The sequence below is a fragment of the Candidatus Minimicrobia sp. QA0096 genome (genome assembly GCF_963967315.1).
Taxonomy (GTDB): Bacteria; Patescibacteriota; Saccharimonadia; order Saccharimonadales; family Saccharimonadaceae; genus Nanosynbacter.
In genome coordinates, this window is sequence record NZ_OZ017288.1 from 440,788 (window position 1) to 460,708 (window position 19,921).

Genomic DNA, 19,921 nt, shown 5'->3' on the forward strand with positions numbered 1-19,921 from the left:
GGAGCCTCCTTAACCTCCTTATTACGACAACAACTACAATGTCAAAGCCATCACAGCCTTGATTGTATGCATACGATTTTCCGCTTGATCAAAAACTATCGAATGTGGCGAGCGGAACACCTCATCCGTTACTTCCATTGAATCTAAACCGAAATCTTCCTGAATCTTCTTTCCAGTAATCGTCAATGCGTCATGGAATGCTGGCAAACAGTGCATAAACTTGACCTCAGGATTTCCTGTCAAGTTAATCATTTGGCGATTAACTTGGAAATGTCGCAATTGGTTAATGCGCTCAGCAAACTTATCTTCCTCGCCCATTGAAACCCAGACATCCGTGTAAATTACATCAGCACCGCGCAAAGCTTCTTCGAAGTTGTCAGTAATGGTGATACGTGCGTGGCTTGACCTGGCAAAATGATTTGCCTTATCAACCAAAGCCTGATCTGGATGCAATTCACGAGGTGCCAAAATACGAAAATCAAGTCCCATAATAGCTGAGCCGATCATCAGCGAGTTCGCCATATTGTTACGACCATCACCAACAAATACCAACTTAGTCCCCTTCAATTTTCCGACATGCTCTTCAATTGTCATGAAGTCAGCCAAAATCTGTGTTGGATGAAACTTATCGGTCAATCCATTCCATACTGGAACGCCAGCGTGACGCGCCAATTCCTCAACAGTCGCGTGGTCAAAGCCGCGGAACTCAATTCCGTCAAACATTCGACCCAAAACCTTGGCAGTGTCTTCAACTGTCTCTTTCTTGCCCAATTGAATATCATCTTTACCGAGGTATTCCGGCGCAATTCCAAGGTCGTTAGCCGCCACCGTAAATGCGCAGCGTGTTCGTGTTGAAGTCTTTTCGAACAACAAAGCCACGTTTTTGCCCTCATGAATTCGGTGCGGAATTCCGGCATACTTCAATCGACGATATTCACGAGCCGTATCTAACAGTAAGCGAATCTCTTCAGCGGTATAATCGCCTAAAGTCAGCAGCGATCGTCCTTTCAAACTCTGAGCCATTAGAATACATCCTCTCGTACTAGCGGCATACTCATACAGCGTGGACCGCCACGACCGCGTCCAAGCTCAGCGCCACTAATTTCAATAACTTCAATACCGTTTTCGCGCAATTTCTGGTTAGTTACGTAGTTGCGATCATAAGTCACCACAACACCCGGCGCAATCGCCAAAGTGTTTGAACCATCATTCCATTGCTCACGAGCAGCAGCAATCGGATCGCCACCACCACACTCAATCAACGTAACACTTGGCAAACCAAGCGCAACTCTCAAGACGTGTTCCAGGTCTGTTTCATGTGTAATTCGTGGGAATGGCTGACCTTCAACCTTCTCCAAAATGAAACAATTCATCCTGCCACCATGGTCGCGAATTTCTGGGTGAATCGTAAACTTATCACGATCAATCATCGTAAACACAGTGTCTAGGTGCATAAAGGCGTGAGATTTTGGAATTTCCATAGCAATGACTTTCTCGAATTTCGAGCCAGCAAACAGCTTGGTTGCCATCTTTTCAATTGCCTCAGCGGTTGTTCGCTCTGAAACACCAATTGCCATAACCTTATTGCTTAATACTAATTCGTCGCCACCTTCCATTGAGAATTTCTCTGTGCGGTTGTACCAAACTGGCGCACGATTAGCAAAACGTGGATGATGGTCGATGATGTAGCGCATAAATAGCGATTCACGACGACGAGCTGTCCAGTGCATCTTGTTGATTGTCAAACCGTTACCAATTACGGCAGCCGGGTCGCGTGTAAAGTATAGGTTTGGCATTGGATCGAGATAGAACGGATAATGATTTTTCTCGATCATATTATGAAGTTGCTGATGCTGATCTGGAGGCAAAGTAATTTCATCCTTGCGAACACCAGCCATAATCTTGCGGATCATAGCGTGAGTTGGCAAGTCCAACAAGAATTGGCGCAACGTTTGAGTAACACGGCGTGAATCCTGCTTAGAAGCAGCCAACATTTCATCGACAAATTGTTCGCGCAATTGATCCGTGCTAATTGCCTCGGCGACCAATTGATCCAGATACAAAACTTCGATTCCACGACTTCTCAATGCTTCCGCAAAAGCATCGTGTTCAGCCTGCGCCACTTTCAGATATGGAATATCGTCAAATAAAAGATCGGTCAGATAGTCTGGCGTCAAATTTTCCAGCTCTTCACCTGGCCGATGCAATAGAACGGTCTTAAGTTTTCCTATTTCAGACGTGATATGAATTGGTTCGTCCATCACAACCCTCCCCTGTTTATATTAGTGATGTTTTAATTGTAACACGTTTATGTTTTTGGGCAAGAGGAGATAATTGCCAGACTAGCCTCAGTCCTGGCTGCGAATTGTCGGTTAACTTTTAGCCATTCATCAGTGGCTTTTGCAGCTCCCGGCAGAGCCTCATTTGCGTAATCATCGACAATAATTATCGCGTCTTTATTAAACTTACTTTCACAAACCCGAAAAGAATCGATAATTGACTCATAAAAATCGCCATCAAAAAACGCAAACATAATATTTTCCGGCACATCATCAGAAGTAAAATCGGAAAACCAGCCTTTGTGAATAATCGGCGACTTCAACCCTGCTTTCTTAAAATTCTGGACAAACGTCTTACGCGGCGCTAATAATTCGCCAGCCTTAAATTGATCACCCGCGGCGCTATTATCCTTCTGGGTTTTTTCTGGCAATCCCGCAAACGAATCGTAAACGTGAAACTCGCCCGTAAAATCATAAGCGTCCAGCAGTCGGCGAATAAACAAACTAGTCGTGCCAACATAACAACCAAACTCCACAATATTTCCAGTGGCGCCACAGCGTAAAGTTTTCTCCAATTCTCTTAAAAGCGCGCTAAGCTCTTTTATGTCGACTTGATCGGAAATGATCGGGTATTTAGTGAGGAGTTGGTCTGTGATATTCATGACTTAATTATAAATAGTTCGCCAAATATCGACAAATTATCAACGACGCGGCTCTATATATTTACGGTTTTATGAAGTAAACTATCAATTAGCACCTATGAATAATCACGATATCATCAAAACATTCTTGCCGAAACAACTAGACATAAGACGGTTAAATTTGTTTCAGTCCACATTGCGAAAATCAAACATAATTGTTCATGGTGAAATTCACGGCATTAAAGAAAATGCCGACGTCATCTATACTCTGGTTAAGAAACTTGGCGTAAAACGATTAGCTATTGAGGCCAGCCCTGCTATACTCAACTTCATCAATTCAGTAAAGACCGACTCTTGCGATTTTTCCTTAGTTGATGAAGACCTTTTTGACTTAAGCGTTCTATCTCTTGAGATGATAAAAACGATAGCAATTCTTCTGCAGCAAAATCAACTTAAAGAGCTCGTTTTTATTGATACATTTTTTGACAATTTAGATGAGGATGCCATCATACCACCAAGCCCGCAAGAACGAGAAGAGCAGCTAGCTAAAAATATCCTCGGAATTGACGGCTCTCTACCAACATTATGTATTATGGGACAATGGCATACGCAGCCCAAAGTTATTACAGATGGCGAAACACGGCATGAATCAGCGTTATGTCGCTTGAGAAAAACAAAACCAAATGTACCGTTTATTCACAATGTCTACAGACAAGGACAATTATTTAACGACGGAAAAATAATTGAACTTCCGAAAAACCCATCAATTCCGCCTTATTATGAAATTGTCCAGAAAACTGATATTGATTTTGAACTGCACATACCAGAAGCGACAAAAATATCATTATGTAAAAAATAGCGAACATCTACTCAGAAAACTGACTATTGTAAAGCTCAGCGTAAAATCCATTTTGCTTCAGCAGAGTTTCGTGATTGCCCTGCTCAATGATATTCCCGTCCTTAACCACCAAAATCAAATCAGCGTCGCGGATAGTACTCAAACGATGCGCGATAACAAAACTAGTTTTTCCCTGCATCAACTTATCCATAGCTTTTTGGATAAGGACTTCTGTGCGCGTATCAACCGAGCTTGTTGCTTCATCCAAAATCAACATCGGCGCCTTCTCTAACATCGCCCTGGCAATTGTCAGCAGCTGCTTTTCTCCCTGGGAAATGTTAGCAGCCTCCTCACCCAAGACCATATCATAGCCACCCGGCAACGACCTCACAAAATGATCAACATGCGCTTCTTTGGCGGTTTTTATCATCTCTTCCTCGGTAGCTTTTGGATTGCCATACATCAAATTCTGACGAATCGTGCCATTAAACAGCCACGTATCTTGCAGTACCATACCAAACATTTGACGCACATCGCTACGTTTCATTCTACGAATATCCACGCCGTCAATTTTAATCGAACCGCTATTAATCTCATAAAATCTCATCAACAAATTAACCAGCGTCGTTTTACCAGCACCAGTCGGACCAACAATCGCCACGCGTTGACCCGGCTTAATATGCGCCGACAAACCTTTAATGATCATCTGGTCAGGTTTATAACCAAAGACGACATCGTCGAATTCAACTTCGCCTTTTACGTTAGACAATTTTACCAAGTTATTCGATTCAACCGCTTCTTCTGGCTCGTCCAAAAACTCGAATACTCGCTCGGCGGCAGCAGCTGTCGATTGCAAAATATTAGCGATATTAGCAACCTGAACTAGTGGCTGATTGAACTGATCGACGTATTGAATAAACGCCTGAATATCGCCGATTTTTAGCCGACCATTAATCGCCAGCCAACCGCCTAAAATTGTCATAGCAACGTAGCCAATATTGCTGATAAAATTTATAATCGGGTGAATCAAGCCAGAAAAGAACTGAGCCTTCCAAGCACTCTCTTGAAGTCGATTATTAATCTTAGAAAACTTAGCAATCGATTTTTTCTGACCATTAAATACGCGCATCACTTGATGACCGCCATACATTTCTTCAATGTGTCCATTAAGTTCACCAAGCTGCGTTTGCTGGCGCAAGAATTGTTTTTGCGAGCTCTTTGCAATCAGCGTAATCACGCCACCCGCCAGCGGAAGCACCAACAACGCAACTAGCGACATCTGCCAGCTAATCGAAAACATCATCACCAAAATTCCCAGCACCGTAACCGTTGAAGTTACAATTTGCGACAAACTCTGATTTAGCGTTTGGCTAATCGTATCGACGTCATTAGTTATGCGACTAAGAACTTCGCCGTAAGTTTGCTTATCGAAATAACTCAGCGGCAAGCGATTTATTTTTTCGGACAATTGTTGTCGCATCCTGAAAGTTACGGTTTGCGTCACCTGAGTCATTATCCACGTTTGAATATAGCGAAAAGTTGCACTCAACACATACATTCCGACTAGCAAAATAATTATTCGCCAAATAGCGTCAAAATGAAATTCTGGACGCCGACTAAGATCTAACTTTTTAATCGACTCAAGCTGACTGGACGGAATCTGTTTTTCAATCTCCGACTTATTCGGCAATCGGTTCAAAACGTCCGCGCCAGTAGTTCCCGCTGGCAAAGAAACACCTTTTGGCAATTTGCTAGTAATCGCCTCGTAGGCTTTCATATTGGCATAATCATCAACAATTTGGTTCGTCGCGCCGCCTAAAATCTTCGGGCTGGCAATCGCAAAAATCGTGCTTCCAATTGCAAAAACCAACACCATCAACATTTGCCATCGAAAATCCGACAAATATTTAATCAGCTTCTTGACCGTTCCTTTGAAATCTTTAGCCTTTTCGCCAGTGCCCATTCTGCCCATCGGGCCGCCCATTCGTACTTGCTGACGTTTTTTCGTGGTTTGCCTAGACATTACAACACTCCTTTCGCAGCAATAGACATTTTCTGCAAATCATCTTCCGAGAGCTGCGAAGCGGCAATTTCTTGATAAACTTCGCAATCTTTCATCAATTCCTGATGCGTTCCCTGACCAACAATTTTTCCCTCATTAAGCACGATAATTTTATCGGCATTCATAATCGTATTAATTCGCTGACCAACAATTAACACAGTTTTATTCTTAGTTTCCTTCGCAAGCACAGCCCGCAACTTCGCGTCGGTCTTGAAATCAAGCGCCGAAAACGAATCGTCAAAAATGTAAACATTCGGCTCAACCGCAATAGCCCTCGCAATCGACAAACGCTGGCGCTGACCACCAGAAACATTGCTGCCACCCTGAGCGATTTCACTTTTATAGCCACTTTTTAACTCGCTAATAAATTCTTCCGCTTGGGCAATTTTGGCCGCTTTTTCAACCAACTTATCACTAGCCTCAGCGTTGCCGTATTTGATATTACTAGCAACCGTTCCACTAAACAACACGCCTTTTTGCGGCACGTAACCAATTTGACCAGACAAATCTTCCAATTTCAGATTTCTAATATCAACGCCATCAAGCAAAATCTGCCCCGCCGAAACATCATAGAAACGAGGAATCAAATTAATCAACGTCGACTTTCCCGAGCCAGTACTGCCAATAAACGCCGTTGTCTGACCAGGTTCAGCTATAAAATTAATATCCGAAAGCACTGGCAAATCCGCGTCAGGATAAGTAAACGTAACGTCCTTAAACTCAATTTTTCCCTTGGCATCTTTTGGTAATTTTTTCGGCGACTTCGGGTCAGTAATTGACGGTGAAGTATCCAAAACTTCCCCGACTCGGCGCACCGATACGGCGGCTCGCGGCACCATAATAAACACCATCGACAGCAACAAGAACGAGATTATCACCTGCATCGCGTATTCCAAAAATGCCATCATATTACCAATTTGTAAATTGCCACTACTTATCAAATGCGCGCCAAACCACACAATTGCCACACTCGAAAAGTTCATCACTAAAGTCATAATCGGATCAAGCAACATCATCAAACGGTTCACAAATAAATTCATCTTATTCAATTCCACGTTAGCTTCTTGAAATTTTTTCTGCTCAATCTTCTCGTTATGGAACGCACGAATAACTTTCAGTCCAACCAAATTTTCCCGCGCTACCAAATTAAGTTTATCCACCAGAGTCTGCAATTTCTTAAACCTAGGTACGGCAATCGTAAATAGCGTAGCGATCACCACAAATAAAACGAACACCGCCAAAGCGATAATCCAGCTCAGGTCTGGCGCATTATTCATGGCTTTTTGCAAACCGCCAATTGCCATAATCGGTGCCATTAACGCCAGCCTCAGCAGCATTATTGACGTTGTTTGAATCTGCTGAATATCATTCGTTGAGCGCGTAATCAGCGACGCCGTAGAAAACTTGTTAAAATCCGCCAAAGAAAAACTTTCTATTCGTTCAAACAATTTCAATCGCAATTTCTGCGCCATTCCCGTAGCAATTCGCGCCGCCAAAAAGCCCACGACAATTGAACAAAACCCACCGGCCGCCGTCACTAAAATCATCATCAAGCCATTATTCCAAATCGCCGACATATCTTGTTTAATAATGCCATTATTGACAATTTCCGACATTTTATCCGGCAGCCACAAATTCGCCATCACAACGCCATACGTGAATCCAATCAAGATAATAAACAGCAACCAATAGCCTCTAAAAATTCGTAAAATATGTTTCATTTATAGTCCTTTACGTTCTAAGTCCACCTTATATTATATCATTTTAGGACTAGTTGATTCTGTTTTAATAATTACAATTGGACAAAAATATCTGTTAGTTTTATACTGTTTTTAGCGTCGGGGTGTGGCGCAGCTCGGTAGCGCGCACCGTTCGGGACGGTGAGGTCGCTGGTTCAAATCCAGTCACCCCGACCATGAAATTATTGGGCGTACGTTCAGCTTAATTGAACCTCTGGCTATTAGCAATCAAAGGAGGTTTTATGCGACGAAGAGTAAACGTACGCGGAATTATTATCAACAACAAGGGCGAAATTTTCTGCCAAAAACTAACAGCAAATTCTGACAAGGGTCGTGATTTTTGGTGTACGCCGGGCGGCGGTTTAGAAATGGGCGAAGGCTTGCTAGACGGCTTGCGTCGAGAAATGATTGAAGAAACTGGCGTCAAACCAGAAATTGGCAAGTTGTTATTTATCCAGCAATTCGCCGAATCAGGCGAACAATCAGCGCACGGCCCGAATGAACAATTGGAATTTTTCTTCCTCATCACCAACTGGCAAGATTACCAGCAGATTGACCTGGAACAAACATCGCACGGCGTCGAGGAAGTAGCGGAATGTGGCTTTGTTGATCCAAAAACCACGCGGATTCTGCCAAGTTATTTGACAGAGGTTGACCTGGACCAGCTGGTTAATAAATTGACAGAAGTTCCAGTTCTAAGCGAATTATAGCGAGGTCACTCGGGCTATTTGGCGAAGAATTTTTTGGCACGTTCAGTTTTCGGGTGATCCATTACCTGGGCTGGCGTGCCATTTTCGATTATTTCTCCCTTATCCAGAAAAATCATCCTAGTCCCGACTTCACGGGCAAATTTCATTTCATGCGTAACAATCACCATCGTCATTCCCTTTTTGGCAACTTTCCTAATCACATCTAGCACTTCGCCGATCATTTCCGGATCCAGCGCCGATGTCGGCTCGTCAAACAGCATAATTTTTGGCTCCATCGCTAGCGCCCGCGCAATTGCCACTCGCTGTTTTTGACCGCCAGACAAACTATTCGGCGAAGCGTCCGCTTTATCCAATAATCCAACATCGTCCAATAAACTTCGCGCCAATTTTGTCGCTTTTTGGTCTGAAAATTTACGCAGTTTTTTCGGAGCTAATTTAATATTTTCAATCACGCTCAAATTCGGAAACAAATTAAATTGCTGAAAAACCATGCCAATATTCTGACGCAAGGCGTTTAGGTTTACGTGAGGATCAGTAATTTTAACTCCATCAACAATAATCTCGCCCGAAGTCGGCTCTTCCAGTAGGTTCAGGCAACGCAAGAATGTCGACTTGCCAGAACCAGACGAACCAACCACCACGACAATCTCGCCCTCTTCGATTTCCACGTCAATATCGCGAAGAACTCGATTCGTGCCGAACGTTTTTTTCAAGTTTTTAACGCTGATCATCGTCATGCTTCAATTTCCTTTCTACTCGCGCCATTACTCGCGTAAAAATCGCCGTCAAAATTAAGTACATCGCCGCAGCGGCAAATAGCGATTGAAAAGCCGTCGCCGTCTGAAAACGAATATTGTCCGCGCCCCGCATAATATCATTCAGGCCAATCCAACCAACAACCGAAGTTTCCTTTAATAGCGCGATAAATTCACTAATCAACGCTGGCAATGAATTTCTCATTGCTTGCGGCAAAATAACCAGCCGCATTGCCTGCCAATTGCTCAAACCCAAAGACCTAGCCGCTTCCATTTGCCCCTTGTCGATACTCTGAATTCCGCCACGAATAATCTCGGCGATATATGCACCGCTATTTATCCCGAACGCCACCGCCGCCACAAAAATCTTCGGCATAAATTGGTACGACCCAAAAACGACGTAATACATAATCAATAACTGAACCAAAAGTGGCGTGCCGCGAATAATATCTACATAAATTTTTCCCAAACTAGCTAGCGGATTAAAGTTCGCGAGTCTACTCGTTTTCATCCTGCCAAATGGTCGTAAATTAGACGTACGCATCAGGGCAACAAGCACACCAATTGCCGACCCTAAAATAAGCGACAACACAGTCAAAACCAGTGTCACCTCTAATCCATGCCATAAAAATAGCCATCGACCGCCGCCAAAAATCACTTCCCAAAAATTCACGATTTAGCCTCCTCGCCAAAATATTTGCGGATTAATTTTTCATAACGGCCATCTTTTTTCATCTTGGCAATTTCTTTATTAACCTTTTCTAAGAGGTCTTTATTATCTTTTTTAATAGCAATCGCATAACTTTCATCGCTGAGCGCGCCCGGTAAGATTTCTAAGTCAGAAAATCCAGCCGAATACTGCTTTGCGGGAGCGTCGTCCAGAATGACCGCTTCAATTTTTCCCGAACTTAATTCCTGCAAAACACTCGGCGCGGTTTGAAACTGCGTGACTGATGCGCCGGTAATCTTAGACGCCAAAGTATCGCCAGTCGTACCCAGCTGCACGCCAATTTTTCGCCCTGGCAATTGATATTTATTGCGAATCGGACTGCCCTTTTTAACAATTATTCTCTGCGACGCCGAATAATACGGATCTGAAAACAACGCATTTTTTTCTCGCTCAGGCGTCACTGTCATTCCAGCCGCCACCATATCAATTTGACCACTATCCAACGCTGGCAATAACCCGTCAAACGACATATCTTCGACCTTCAAGTCCTTACCCAAGCTTTTAGCAATTTCCCTTGCCAGATCAACGTCAAAGCCAACCACTTGATTGTTATCAATATATTCAAACGGCTTAAACCCAGCATTTGTGCCCATCACCAGAACATCAGTTTTTGAGCCAATTACGCCATCTCGATGTAAAATATCACCCAACATCAAACAAATCATCCCCGCAAATAAAACCAGCCCAATCCACCAACTAATTCCGAATATGCGCGTCTTATTCTTGCTCATGCTTTTATTATACCCCTTCATCCTCAAAAAACGTAAGTGATATAATAGAATGGTGAGAAAAATTAAATTTACCAAACGTTTCTGGATTAAATCAATATCAATCATTTTGCTTTTTTTGGCGGCATTTTGCTTAATTGCAGCCCACTATAAATATATAGTCTTTAAAGATTCACAAATCGACGAGATAATTTTTTATTTCGTCAACGGATTAGCTGGTGGCAAATCTGACAATTTATGGTCGGCCGTCCTGCAAAATCTTCCGCTGGTTTTCCTATTATTCGGCACTTTATTAATCCCAATGTTCGACAAATCGATCTCTTTCATCAATCGTATAATCGCCTTTTGCTTGAAAAAAATCAAATCATCACGAAAGCTCACCTTGCCGTTTTTGAGATTACGAAATCAGGCAATTTACTCACTAAGTATGTTTTTAATTGCGATCATCCTTCTAATTCAAAGTTTCGGCATCCCTAACTATATTTACGCCCTGACCCAATCGACCAAATTATACGAAGAAAATTACGTCAATCCAAAAACCGCCAAATTGACTTTCCCAGAGAAAAAGCGCAACTTAATATACATCTATTTAGAATCAATGGAAAACACTTTAGCATCAAAGGCTAATGGCGGCAGTTCCGAAACCTCCGTTATTCCAGAGCTGGAAGAATTGGCGTTAAAAAATACCTCATTCTCAAACAAAGCATCTGGTGTTGGCGGCGCTTTGCCTGCAACAAACACTGGCTGGACTGTGGCAGGAATGGCTGCGCAATCCGCTGGTGTCCCGCTGAAAGAAAACTTGGTTGGTGGACGCGACCATAACGCCCTGGGCGAGTTTAAAAAATTCTTGCCAGGCGCTTATAGTCTTGGTGAGATTTTAGAAAAACAAGGCTATAATCAAACATTTATTATGGGCTCTGAAGCAAGTTTTGGCGGACGCGATAAATTATTAACTCAGCATGGCAATTTCAATATCGAAGATTACAATTACGCCAAAAAACACGGAAAAATATCCGAAGATTACAAAGTCTGGTGGGGTTATGAAGATAAAAAATTATTCCAATTTGCCCGCGAAGAAGCCTCGCGCTTGGCGGCGTCAGACAAGCCATTTAACTTGCAATTATTGACTGCCGACACGCATTTTACCGACGGATATTTGGATGAAACCTGCGCTAAAACCTTCAGCAATCAATACGATAATGTCCACGCTTGTTCTTCAAAACAGGTCGCCGCATTCGTCAATTGGATTAAATCTCAGCCATTTTATGAAAACACCACGATTATTATTTCTGGAGACCATTTAGGAATGCAAACTTCATACTACGACGAGAAAATTGGCGGAACTAATTATCAGCGAACCATTTACAACACGTTTATAAATCCAGCCATTTCGACTAGCCATTCAAAGAATCGTCAATTCACGACATTCGATATGTATCCGTCAACTTTGGCGGCGCTGGGAGTTAAAATTGATGGCGACCGATTAGGTCTGGGCACAAACTTATTTTCTGGAAAGAAAACCTTGGTCGAACAATACGGCGGAATTGAAAACTTAAATTCAGAACTTTCCAAACGTTCCGCTTATTACGAAAATAAGATTTTCACCAAATCTGGCAATTAGCCATTGTAGCCATTTGGATTATTGCTCTGCCAATTCCAAGCGTCGCGGCAAGCATCTTCAATTGTCAATTCCGCTCGCCAACCTAATTCTCTCTCCGCCAAGCCTGGGTCTGCATAGCACGTCGCAATGTCACCTGCTCGACGTGGCGTAACTTGATACGGAACATCATGACCAGACGCCTTCTCAAATGCCTTCACTAATTCCAAAACCGAAGTACCACGACCAGTGCCGATATTATAGACTTTATATTCGTTCGGTCGACCTAAATTCTCCAAAGCCGCCACGTGAGCCTTCGCCAAATCAACCACGTGAATATAATCACGCACGCCAGTTCCATCTGGGGTGTCATAATCGTCACCAAAAACGCTCAAATACTCTCGCTTACCAACAGCAACTTGCGACACAAACGGCAGGAGATTGTTCGGGATTCCTGAGGGATTTTCCCCGATGCGACCGCTCGGATGCGCGCCAACTGGATTAAAATAGCGGAGAGATGTAAATTGCCAATTTTGATTTGTCGCAGAAATATCGCGGAGCATTTGCTCAATCATCAACTTTGTTTGGCCATATGGATTTGTGGCAGACAACGGCATATCTTCGGTAACTGGTAATTTAGCAGGATCGCCATAAACTGTTGCCGAACTAGAAAACACCAATTTCTTCACGTCAAATTCTTGCATCACATCAAGCAAAACCAACGTGCTTTCAAGGTTATTTTTATAGTAAAGAAGCGCCTTTTCAACCGACTCGCCAACCGCCTTCAACCCAGCAAAATGAATTACAGCATCAATTTTCTCAGATTTAAACAATTCTGATAGTCGCTGATGATCACACAAATCGAATTCGTGAAACGGTATTGATTGACCAGTGATTTCTTCAACTCGCCTCAGACTCTCGACGGATGAATTTGATAAGTTATCAACCACCACTACGTTATGATTTGATGAAAATAGTTCGATGATTGTGTGACTGCCGATATATCCAGCGCCACCAGTGACAAGAATATTCATACATTTAGTGTATCACAAAATGACTATTTATTTTATTAGCACTCTTGCACTGAGAGTGCTAATTTGTTATGATAGCTACATCAAATTTCACCATTCTGTCTTTTACTGGGGCGCAACAAACTAGGACTAAAAACCAAAAGGAGGATTTTATGCCACCAAACATGAATCAAGAAGAAACAACTAAACCACTCGAAAAGTTCGGTACAGATATAACAGCGTTGGCGCGCGAAGGTAAACTCGATCCAGTGATTGGTCGAGATGAAGAAATTCGACGCACTATGCAGATTCTAAGTCGCCGCACTAAAAACAATCCCGTCCTCATCGGTGAGCCAGGAGTTGGCAAAACCGCAATTGTTGAGGCGTTGGCGCAACGAATTGTCAAAGGCAACGTTCCCGCTTCACTGAAGGATAAACGACTAATTTCCCTAGAAATTTCCAGTCTTCTGGCGGGCGCTAGTTTCCGCGGACAATTTGAGGATCGACTGAAGGCTGTTCTAAAAGAAGTAGAAGAAGCGGCTGGTGAGATTATTCTTTTTGTCGATGAGATTCACACCATGGTTGGTGCTGGAAAAAGCGAAGGCAGTATGGACGCGGGCAATATGTTAAAGCCAGCGCTGGCTCGCGGAAAATTGCACATGATTGGCGCGACGACACTCGCTGAATATCGTCAGTATGTCGAAAAAGATGCCGCCTTAGAACGAAGATTCCAGCCAGTTTACGTTGGCGAACCAAGCTTTGACGACACTGTCGCCATTTTGCGCGGATTGAAGGAAAAATACGAAATTCATCACGGAGTAAAAATTGCTGATGACGCAATCGTGGCAGCCGCCAGATTATCCACCAGATATTTACCCGACCGATTCTTGCCAGACAAAGCAGTCGACTTGCTTGACGAAGCGACCAGCTCACTCAAAATGCAGTTAGAAAGCGTGCCAATTGCGCTGGATCGATTGAATAATAGACGCTTGCAATTGGAAATCGAGGAAGCGGCGTTGAAAAAGGACAAATCCGACCACGCCAATATTCGCAAAGATGAAATCAAGGAGCAAATTGCCGAGATTCGCGCAAAAGCCGAAGTGATTGATAAAAAATGGCAACACGAAAAAGACATTTTGCAAACCGTCAACACGACTACCGAAAAAATGGACAATCTGCGCTCACAATTGGAAATCGCTGAACGCGACGCAGACCTCGCCACCGCTAGCCGCATTAAATATGGCGATTTACCGGAGCTGGAGAAAAAATTAGCAAGCGCCCGCGAGGAGCTAGCGGCAATTCCAACCCACGACAGATTACTCCGCGAAGAAGTTACGCCTGATGATATCGCTGGCGTGGTAGCGCGCTGGACCGGAATTCCAGTGGAGCGATTGATGGAAAGCGAATCCAGCAAATTGACCAAATTGGAAGAATCGATCAGCCGCCAAGTCATCGGACAAGATCGCGCCGTAGCAGCTGTAGCAAGCGCCATTCGTAGGTCACGCGCTGGACTCGGCGATATCAATCGACCGATTGGCTCATTCCTATTCCTCGGCCCTACTGGCGTGGGAAAAACAGAGGTCGCGCGCAGTTTATGTCGTGAATTATTCGACGACGAGCATGCCATGATTCGAATTGACATGAGTGAATATATGGAACGCCATGCCGTAGCCAGATTGATCGGTTCGCCTCCAGGATATGTCGGCTACGATCAGGGCGGTCAATTGACGGAAGCCGTTAGACGACGTCCGTATAGCGTGGTTTTGTTTGACGAAATCGAAAAAGCACACCCCGACGTGTTTAACGTTTTGTTGCAAGTTTTGGACGATGGTCGATTGACGGACGGACAAGGACGAACGATTGACTTTAGCAACACCATTATCATCATGACCAGCAACGTCGGATCGCAAATGATTATGGACTACACGGGCGACGACATTAGTTCGCTCGACAATCAAATTTTAGAGACGCTTCGTGGTCATTTCCGCCCAGAATTCTTAAACCGAATTGACGACATTGTGATTTTTGACCGAATCCATCCCGAGTCGATGCGTGCAATTGTTGACGTGCAATTAGAAAAAGTTGTTCGCCAAGTTAAGGATAGTCGTGACATAACGCTGAATTTTGACAATAGCGTTCGTGATATGTTGGCGCGAGACGGCTACGACCCGAGTTTCGGCGCTCGGCCACTTAAGCGTTTGATTCAAAAACGCGTGCTTGATCCTTTGGCGCTCGAACTGATCGACGGGCGAATTCACGACGGAGATACAGTAAAAGTTGCTGCCGTGGATGATCGAATTGCCTTTACGAATATCGTATAATAGATGCATGGATCAAATTCGCAGCGAGCAGGAATCCGTCAAATCAGCGCTTTTAGGAGTCGGCAGAATGCTTGGTTTGCCGAAATATTTACTAATAACAATTGTCGCGACCGTCGCCTTCGCCGTGGTAATTTATTTCGCAATCAACGCCAATTTTTACGGACCGCTGATAATGTCGCGCTTACCAATCCTCGATAAAATCACGCTGCTCGGTTCGATGATTATAGACATCTTCAAACAAAGTTTCACTTCACCAAATGGCGCGCTACTTATGGTAGTGTCAATTCTTCAAGGTGTATCGATCGCCGCTGTAATTTTTACAGCAAAGAATAATCGCGACAATGAAAAAACTGTATCTCGACAAGTCGGATTAAGCGGAATCGCATCAATTGCCGCAACAATTGGACTCGGCTGCGTTCCCTGCGGAACATCACTAATCTTACCAATTGTAACCCTATTTTTCTCGGGAGCTGCCGCCGCCACCGCCGCAAATATCGCCAGTATAATAGTCCTTTTATTGGCTTTACTACTCAGTTTATTCTCGCTATATAAATCAGGTCAAATTATTTTTATGTACACAGAATTATCTAAACAGGAGAAAATATGAATCGACAAAAATCATCAGGCATAGCACTTATTTGGGTTCTTTCGGGAATTGTAATCGTGGGAATTGTAGCTTTGTTTATTTATGGAATTGTCAATCGTCCGCCGAATCGTCACATTGGCGATAATAAACCATGGAATGAAAAAATGTCACAAGGATCCGCTGACGCGAAAAACGTATTCATTGATTATACTGACTATTTTTGTTCATTTTGCGCCGAGGTCGAAGCCGCAACCAGCACAGAATTCTTCAAAAATGACTATATTAAATCCGGAAAAGTTCGTTATGAGCATCGCGTAGTAACACTATTAAAAGAGATGACCAACAATACAGAAACTGGCGCTCACGCTGCGTTTTGTGCTGCTGATCAAGATAAATATTGGCAGTACACCCACGATATCGTCCCGCGCATTAAAAGCGATTATTTCGATAAAGGAATCGGCGTAAAAAACGTTGCTGTGCCGAAAAAAATCCCTGCTCTTCCGCTGGAATATTTCCTAACTTCCGCCAAAAATGTCGGCATGAATGAATCGCAATTTTCCGACTGTATGACTAAAAAACCGCACCAAAAAGAAATTGACAGCAACACACAAAAAGCCTTGTCGCTTGGCGTGAACGGCTTGCCGTACATGGTCATTAACGACTATCAAACCAGCGGATTCGTCGGCGGCGAAAACGGATTAATAAGCATTCTTAAAGCTGGCGGCGTTAAATAATTGTCACTATTTCAGTTGACTCATAAATCCACGCAATTGAGATAAAGTCCGCTCTATTCTTTCATTAGTCCAATATTTATCTGGCGTGATATTATCGTCGCCAGTTGATTCCTCTTTGTAGCGGCCGATAATCTTGCCGTTCTTGACAATCGATACATCAGGCGCAAATATTCGAGGATTGCCATTTTTATCTTTTTCCAAATACGGTTCTAATTTCTTGACCAATTTTTGATAAACTTCGTTGTTGCTAGCGCGAGCATCGCGAATATTCAAATAGTATATTTTATCAACACTTTCAGCCCGAGCTGCCCGATCAACGTGTTTGCTCAAATGCTGGCACCACGGACATTGCGGAAAGCCCAAGAAAACCACGCCGCTGCCGTTATCAAAGATATCAAGGATCTCTTTATCGCTGGCATAAACGAAGCGATTATTCGCCGCCACTCGCGGATATTCTGACTTGAATTTGGCGGCGTCGGACACGTTAGTAGACGGAGTCTTCGGCTGCTCGGCAGAATGCTGGCGGTTATACCACAGCCCAGCCGCAGCGCCGCACAAGATGATTATGACGGAAATAATCGCAATAAGTTTTTTATTCATACCAAACCTCTTTTTCATAACGTCGTATCCTTCTTATAATTTTTCTTAGCTTCCAGCGACAACGATACCGCCGAACCGCGCGAATCATTCGTCTTATCCCACTTCCGCGCGCGAATATGACTCATCACTAGCTCTTGCGCTTCTTCAAATGTCATAATTCCCCCTTCTGGTGTAGCTTCACTATAGCTGGTCTAATTATAATACAGCGTTAGCATCATGAAAAACGGTAAAAATCGAACAAAATATAAAGGCATTTTTCCAAAACATAAAAGCTGTTTTCGAAAACAGAAAGAATGTTTTAAGCGACAGATACGACTATTCGATAAAAAGCAAGCGAAAACAGGCAAACTACCGATATATTTTAATAAAACCGCCAGACGATTAGAGTTTTGCTCCCCATTTCCACCTGAAAAGCTTAATCACTAGACGAGCTTCTACTTGACTAGTCGCAATCGCTCAATCAACCAATCCCGCGGCAAAATCGATAAGAACCAGCCAGCGCGCGGCCCGGAATCTTTGCCAATGAGCACACGGTAGATGGTGGTGAAAAGCTCCCGCGGCAGCAGCAAACCGCTCTCTTTGTAGGCGTAAATTGCTTGATGAAACCAGTTACCGTCAGCCCCAGCCGGCGCCTCGGCGATATCGTCAGCTAATCGCCTCAAGTATTCTTTTTGCTCTGGCGAGAACTCATCGGGATTTACCTCGTCCGTCAGACGAAACTTCAATGACTCGGGCGCCCACTTTTCCAGCCACCGACCAACATAGCCTAGTTCTGTGATGATCACTGCTTCTTCTTCGTCGACGATGCGGGCGTATTCCGAACTGCGCCGCAAAATCTCTACTGTTTTTACCATGTCGCACAGCGCCGCTTGGTATGAAATAACCAGATGCGAGAATGGAATTGAGCTGACCGCTGGCTGATCTAGTCCGTCAGTACACAAGAATAATAGCTGTTTATCAAGCTCATTTTGCGGATGCTGCTTCATCGCCGCGAAGTCGTCAACCAGCCGCACCAGGCTATCGGTCTCGTCAAAATACAACCGCTTGGCTGGCGAATATCGAAGGATAAAGTAGCGCACTACCTCAGGCGGCAGCATATCAACAACGTCGTGTGCATTCACGCCAGTACCCTTGCTGGCGCTCATCTTTTTCGTATCACCGGTGCGATTAATAAATTCATATGGCACTGGTACTGGCGCATCAATGTCATAGACTTCACGAGCGATCCGTTTGCCGGTATCATACGAACCGCCCTTCGTCGCGTGGTCACGACCAAACGGCTCGATATCAATACCGAGCAGCCACCACCGCCCCGGCCAATCCAACCGCCAGTCCAGCTTTACCTGCCCGTCATCGTACCGAACCGTGTGCTCCGAGTCATCATGGCTACGATAGGTAATTGTTTTTGTATCGCTATCCATTCTGACAAACTGACGATTTTTAAGACGACCATGTTCCATAATCTGAATCGGCGACCATTGATTATCCAGCTGCCGACCCGACACTTCCTGGATAGCCAACTTAGCTTTGTCAATGCGGCTCAGTGAGCGCTCGATGGCCGGCACAAAAAATCCGCTCCGATATTTATCGCTAGCATAGATCACGTCCATGGTGACGCCAATTTTATCGGCGCTGTCGAGAAATGGCTTCAAGCAAAAATCCGCCCACGAATCGTACCGATCATCTGGTGATGGCACCATACAGAGCGGCACACCCAAGTACTGTTCGTAGTTCGCTGGCAAATTAACCGGCACTTTACGAAAGGCGTCGAGGTTGTCTGAAACGTGAACGTGGCGCGCCCGAATGCCTGCTTTCTTCAGCGCCCGCACCACGGCATCAGCGATGACAATTTCACGCAGATGACCCACATGATACACACCTGACGGCGATGCGCCCGAGGCAACCAAAATATCTTTATTAGCATCCTGAAACGTATTTACTATATCATCGAGCCACTTCATGTGCTATATTATACACTAGCTTGTTACAAAAGAGTTAACGTTGAGCGATCATTCCGGTGATATCATAGACGTAGTCCCATTTTCTACCTATCATGAGAGTCAAAAAAGCAATTAAAGTATTTGAAAAGATTCGCGACTTACCCTACGGAACAAGTGGCAGTGATGAAGTGTGGTCGTGTTACCAAAAATGCGTACTCTTGAAACAAGAACTGCAGCACATCGGCATTACCAGTCAATTGCTAATTGGTGTTTTTGACTGGCAAGACCTGCAGATCCCCGAACACATCCTCAAAATTCGCCGCCAACAATATGAGAGACATGTGATACTACGCGTGTTTATTGATGAATTTGCGTACGATGTCGACCCATCAATAGATATTGGGCTTACACCAATGTTACCTATGGCTTGCTGGGATGGCAAGTCAAGCACAATAACCATGGTGCCACTGCGACGTCTGCGCGTCTACCGGCCACATTCCTTACATGAGCGTATTTTATCACAACTACGACGTAAGATATTTCGAAGTAACCCCGAGAGTTTTTATACTGCAATCGACATATGGTTAGCAACCATACGAGTAAGTTGATATTTTTTATTTTAGTGTGCTATATAACAATCTGATTGAGACA

General features: G+C 43.9%; 20 protein-coding genes and 1 tRNA gene. 8 read left to right on the top strand and 13 right to left on the bottom strand.

Annotation, left to right across the window (positions count from 1 at the left end; genetic code table 11):
• Window positions 1-33: 33 nt before the first annotated feature.
• The 3 genes from argF to AACH20_RS02420 are packed head-to-tail and all read right to left on the bottom strand — an operon-like array spanning window position 34 to window position 2,941.
• On the bottom strand, window positions 34-1,023 hold the full coding sequence (gene argF / locus AACH20_RS02410) for an ornithine carbamoyltransferase (RefSeq protein ID WP_338503795.1): 990 nt from the start codon (window positions 1,021-1,023) through the stop codon (window positions 34-36).
• Window positions 1,023-2,261, bottom strand: a complete 1,239-nt coding sequence (gene arcA / locus AACH20_RS02415; protein WP_338503797.1) for an arginine deiminase — start codon at window positions 2,259-2,261, stop codon at window positions 1,023-1,025. The genes argF and arcA overlap by 1 nt, the downstream gene beginning before the upstream one ends.
• A gap of 47 nt (window positions 2,262-2,308) precedes the next feature.
• On the bottom strand, window positions 2,309-2,941 hold the full coding sequence (locus AACH20_RS02420) for a TylF/MycF/NovP-related O-methyltransferase (protein WP_338503800.1): 633 nt from the start codon (window positions 2,939-2,941) through the stop codon (window positions 2,309-2,311).
• Between the two features lie 97 nt (window positions 2,942-3,038).
• Here AACH20_RS02420 and AACH20_RS02425 point away from each other — a divergent pair, with 97 nt between their 5' ends.
• Complete coding sequence (locus AACH20_RS02425; RefSeq protein ID WP_338503802.1) at window positions 3,039-3,779, top strand: hypothetical protein; 741 nt, start codon at window positions 3,039-3,041, stop codon at window positions 3,777-3,779.
• Window positions 3,780-3,786: 7 nt separating this feature from the next.
• Here AACH20_RS02425 and AACH20_RS02430 read toward each other — a convergent pair whose 3' ends face one another.
• Complete coding sequence (locus tag AACH20_RS02430; RefSeq protein ID WP_338503804.1) at window positions 3,787-5,781, bottom strand: ABC transporter ATP-binding protein; 1,995 nt, start codon at window positions 5,779-5,781, stop codon at window positions 3,787-3,789.
• The gene (locus AACH20_RS02435; RefSeq protein WP_338503806.1) at window positions 5,781-7,541 is read right to left on the bottom strand and encodes an ABC transporter ATP-binding protein; all 1,761 of its coding nucleotides are present in this window, start codon (window positions 7,539-7,541) and stop codon (window positions 5,781-5,783) included. The genes AACH20_RS02430 and AACH20_RS02435 overlap by 1 nt, the downstream gene beginning before the upstream one ends.
• Window positions 7,542-7,659: 118 nt before the next feature.
• On the opposite strand from AACH20_RS02435, the gene AACH20_RS02440 reads away from it, so the two are divergent.
• A tRNA-Pro gene (locus AACH20_RS02440) sits at window positions 7,660-7,736 on the top strand.
• A 65-nt stretch (window positions 7,737-7,801) separates the two neighbouring features.
• Window positions 7,802-8,269, top strand: coding sequence for an NUDIX domain-containing protein (locus AACH20_RS02445; RefSeq protein ID WP_338503808.1), 468 nt, complete (start codon window positions 7,802-7,804; stop codon window positions 8,267-8,269).
• A gap of 14 nt (window positions 8,270-8,283) precedes the next feature.
• On the opposite strand, the gene AACH20_RS02450 is transcribed toward AACH20_RS02445, so the two are convergent.
• From AACH20_RS02450 to AACH20_RS02465, 4 genes are all read right to left on the bottom strand, one after another.
• Complete coding sequence (locus tag AACH20_RS02450) at window positions 8,284-9,006, bottom strand: amino acid ABC transporter ATP-binding protein (RefSeq protein WP_338503810.1); 723 nt, start codon at window positions 9,004-9,006, stop codon at window positions 8,284-8,286.
• On the bottom strand, window positions 8,987-9,697 hold the full coding sequence (locus tag AACH20_RS02455; RefSeq protein WP_232272879.1) for an amino acid ABC transporter permease: 711 nt from the start codon (window positions 9,695-9,697) through the stop codon (window positions 8,987-8,989). The genes AACH20_RS02450 and AACH20_RS02455 overlap by 20 nt, the downstream gene beginning before the upstream one ends.
• The gene (locus AACH20_RS02460; protein ID WP_338503813.1) at window positions 9,694-10,485 is read right to left on the bottom strand and encodes a basic amino acid ABC transporter substrate-binding protein; all 792 of its coding nucleotides are present in this window, start codon (window positions 10,483-10,485) and stop codon (window positions 9,694-9,696) included. The genes AACH20_RS02455 and AACH20_RS02460 overlap by 4 nt, the downstream gene beginning before the upstream one ends.
• A gap of 192 nt (window positions 10,486-10,677) precedes the next feature.
• Window positions 10,678-10,809 (bottom strand): hypothetical protein, encoded by a 132-nt coding sequence (locus tag AACH20_RS02465; RefSeq protein ID WP_338503815.1) that lies wholly within the window; start codon window positions 10,807-10,809, stop codon window positions 10,678-10,680.
• A gap of 22 nt (window positions 10,810-10,831) precedes the next feature.
• On the opposite strand from AACH20_RS02465, the gene AACH20_RS02470 reads away from it, so the two are divergent.
• Window positions 10,832-12,103, top strand: a complete 1,272-nt coding sequence (locus tag AACH20_RS02470) for an LTA synthase family protein (RefSeq protein WP_338503817.1) — start codon at window positions 10,832-10,834, stop codon at window positions 12,101-12,103.
• Here the strand turns inward: AACH20_RS02470 and galE are convergent.
• Window positions 12,100-13,113 (bottom strand): UDP-glucose 4-epimerase GalE, encoded by a 1,014-nt coding sequence (gene galE, locus AACH20_RS02475; RefSeq protein WP_338503819.1) that lies wholly within the window; start codon window positions 13,111-13,113, stop codon window positions 12,100-12,102. The genes AACH20_RS02470 and galE overlap by 4 nt on opposite strands.
• Window positions 13,114-13,262: 149 nt before the next feature.
• Here galE and AACH20_RS02480 point away from each other — a divergent pair, with 149 nt between their 5' ends.
• Genes AACH20_RS02480 through AACH20_RS02490 form a run of 3 tightly spaced genes read left to right on the top strand, consistent with a single transcriptional unit; the run spans window position 13,263 to window position 16,730 of the window.
• Window positions 13,263-15,410 carry an ATP-dependent Clp protease ATP-binding subunit gene (locus tag AACH20_RS02480; RefSeq protein WP_338503822.1) on the top strand — a complete coding sequence of 716 codons (2,148 nt, stop codon included), beginning with the start codon at window positions 13,263-13,265 and terminating at the stop codon, window positions 15,408-15,410.
• Between the two features lie 7 nt (window positions 15,411-15,417).
• Window positions 15,418-16,017 (top strand): hypothetical protein, encoded by a 600-nt coding sequence (locus AACH20_RS02485; RefSeq protein ID WP_338503824.1) that lies wholly within the window; start codon window positions 15,418-15,420, stop codon window positions 16,015-16,017.
• On the top strand, window positions 16,014-16,730 hold the full coding sequence (locus tag AACH20_RS02490; protein WP_338503826.1) for a DsbA family protein: 717 nt from the start codon (window positions 16,014-16,016) through the stop codon (window positions 16,728-16,730). Before AACH20_RS02485 ends, AACH20_RS02490 begins: the two co-directional genes overlap by 4 nt.
• A 6-nt stretch (window positions 16,731-16,736) precedes the next feature.
• Here the strand turns inward: AACH20_RS02490 and AACH20_RS02495 are convergent, their stop codons facing one another.
• The 3 genes from AACH20_RS02495 to lysS form a co-directional block, all read right to left on the bottom strand.
• Complete coding sequence (locus AACH20_RS02495) at window positions 16,737-17,348, bottom strand: hypothetical protein (RefSeq protein ID WP_338503828.1); 612 nt, start codon at window positions 17,346-17,348, stop codon at window positions 16,737-16,739.
• Window positions 17,345-17,485, bottom strand: a complete 141-nt coding sequence (locus AACH20_RS02500) for a hypothetical protein (protein WP_338503830.1) — start codon at window positions 17,483-17,485, stop codon at window positions 17,345-17,347. The genes AACH20_RS02495 and AACH20_RS02500 overlap by 4 nt, the downstream gene beginning before the upstream one ends.
• A gap of 279 nt (window positions 17,486-17,764) precedes the next feature.
• A complete protein-coding gene (lysS, locus tag AACH20_RS02505; RefSeq protein WP_338503832.1) occupies window positions 17,765-19,291 on the bottom strand; it encodes a lysine--tRNA ligase in 1,527 nt (508 codons plus the stop codon).
• Window positions 19,292-19,383: 92 nt separating this feature from the next.
• Here lysS and AACH20_RS02510 point away from each other — a divergent pair, with 92 nt between their 5' ends.
• The gene (locus AACH20_RS02510) at window positions 19,384-19,878 is read left to right on the top strand and encodes a hypothetical protein (protein ID WP_338503835.1); all 495 of its coding nucleotides are present in this window, start codon (window positions 19,384-19,386) and stop codon (window positions 19,876-19,878) included.
• Window positions 19,879-19,921: the final 43 nt, after the last annotated feature.

What these genes read in the sequence shown, in the direction of transcription:
- argF (WP_338503795.1), bottom strand. Translation starts at nt 1,023, where the DNA reads ATGGCTCAGAGTTTGAAAGGACGATCGCTGCTGACTTTAGGCGATTAT.
- arcA (WP_338503797.1), bottom strand. Translation starts at nt 2,261, where the DNA reads ATGGACGAACCAATTCATATCACGTCTGAAATAGGAAAACTTAAGACC.
- AACH20_RS02420 (WP_338503800.1), bottom strand. Translation starts at nt 2,941, where the DNA reads ATGAATATCACAGACCAACTCCTCACTAAATACCCGATCATTTCCGAT.
- AACH20_RS02425 (WP_338503802.1), top strand. Translation starts at nt 3,039, where the DNA reads ATGAATAATCACGATATCATCAAAACATTCTTGCCGAAACAACTAGAC.
- AACH20_RS02430 (WP_338503804.1), bottom strand. Translation starts at nt 5,781, where the DNA reads ATGTCTAGGCAAACCACGAAAAAACGTCAGCAAGTACGAATGGGCGGC.
- AACH20_RS02435 (WP_338503806.1), bottom strand. Translation starts at nt 7,541, where the DNA reads ATGAAACATATTTTACGAATTTTTAGAGGCTATTGGTTGCTGTTTATT.
- AACH20_RS02445 (WP_338503808.1), top strand. Translation starts at nt 7,802, where the DNA reads ATGCGACGAAGAGTAAACGTACGCGGAATTATTATCAACAACAAGGGC.
- AACH20_RS02450 (WP_338503810.1), bottom strand. Translation starts at nt 9,006, where the DNA reads ATGACGATGATCAGCGTTAAAAACTTGAAAAAAACGTTCGGCACGAAT.
- AACH20_RS02460 (WP_338503813.1), bottom strand. Translation starts at nt 10,485, where the DNA reads ATGAGCAAGAATAAGACGCGCATATTCGGAATTAGTTGGTGGATTGGG.
- AACH20_RS02465 (WP_338503815.1), bottom strand. Translation starts at nt 10,809, where the DNA reads ATGAAAGAGATCGATTTGTCGAACATTGGGATTAATAAAGTGCCGAAT.
- galE (WP_338503819.1), bottom strand. Translation starts at nt 13,113, where the DNA reads ATGAATATTCTTGTCACTGGTGGCGCTGGATATATCGGCAGTCACACA.
- AACH20_RS02480 (WP_338503822.1), top strand. Translation starts at nt 13,263, where the DNA reads ATGCCACCAAACATGAATCAAGAAGAAACAACTAAACCACTCGAAAAG.
- AACH20_RS02485 (WP_338503824.1), top strand. Translation starts at nt 15,418, where the DNA reads ATGGATCAAATTCGCAGCGAGCAGGAATCCGTCAAATCAGCGCTTTTA.
- AACH20_RS02490 (WP_338503826.1), top strand. Translation starts at nt 16,014, where the DNA reads ATGAATCGACAAAAATCATCAGGCATAGCACTTATTTGGGTTCTTTCG.
- AACH20_RS02495 (WP_338503828.1), bottom strand. Translation starts at nt 17,348, where the DNA reads ATGAAAAAGAGGTTTGGTATGAATAAAAAACTTATTGCGATTATTTCC.
- AACH20_RS02500 (WP_338503830.1), bottom strand. Translation starts at nt 17,485, where the DNA reads ATGACATTTGAAGAAGCGCAAGAGCTAGTGATGAGTCATATTCGCGCG.
- lysS (WP_338503832.1), bottom strand. Translation starts at nt 19,291, where the DNA reads ATGAAGTGGCTCGATGATATAGTAAATACGTTTCAGGATGCTAATAAA.
- AACH20_RS02510 (WP_338503835.1), top strand. Translation starts at nt 19,384, where the DNA reads ATGAGAGTCAAAAAAGCAATTAAAGTATTTGAAAAGATTCGCGACTTA.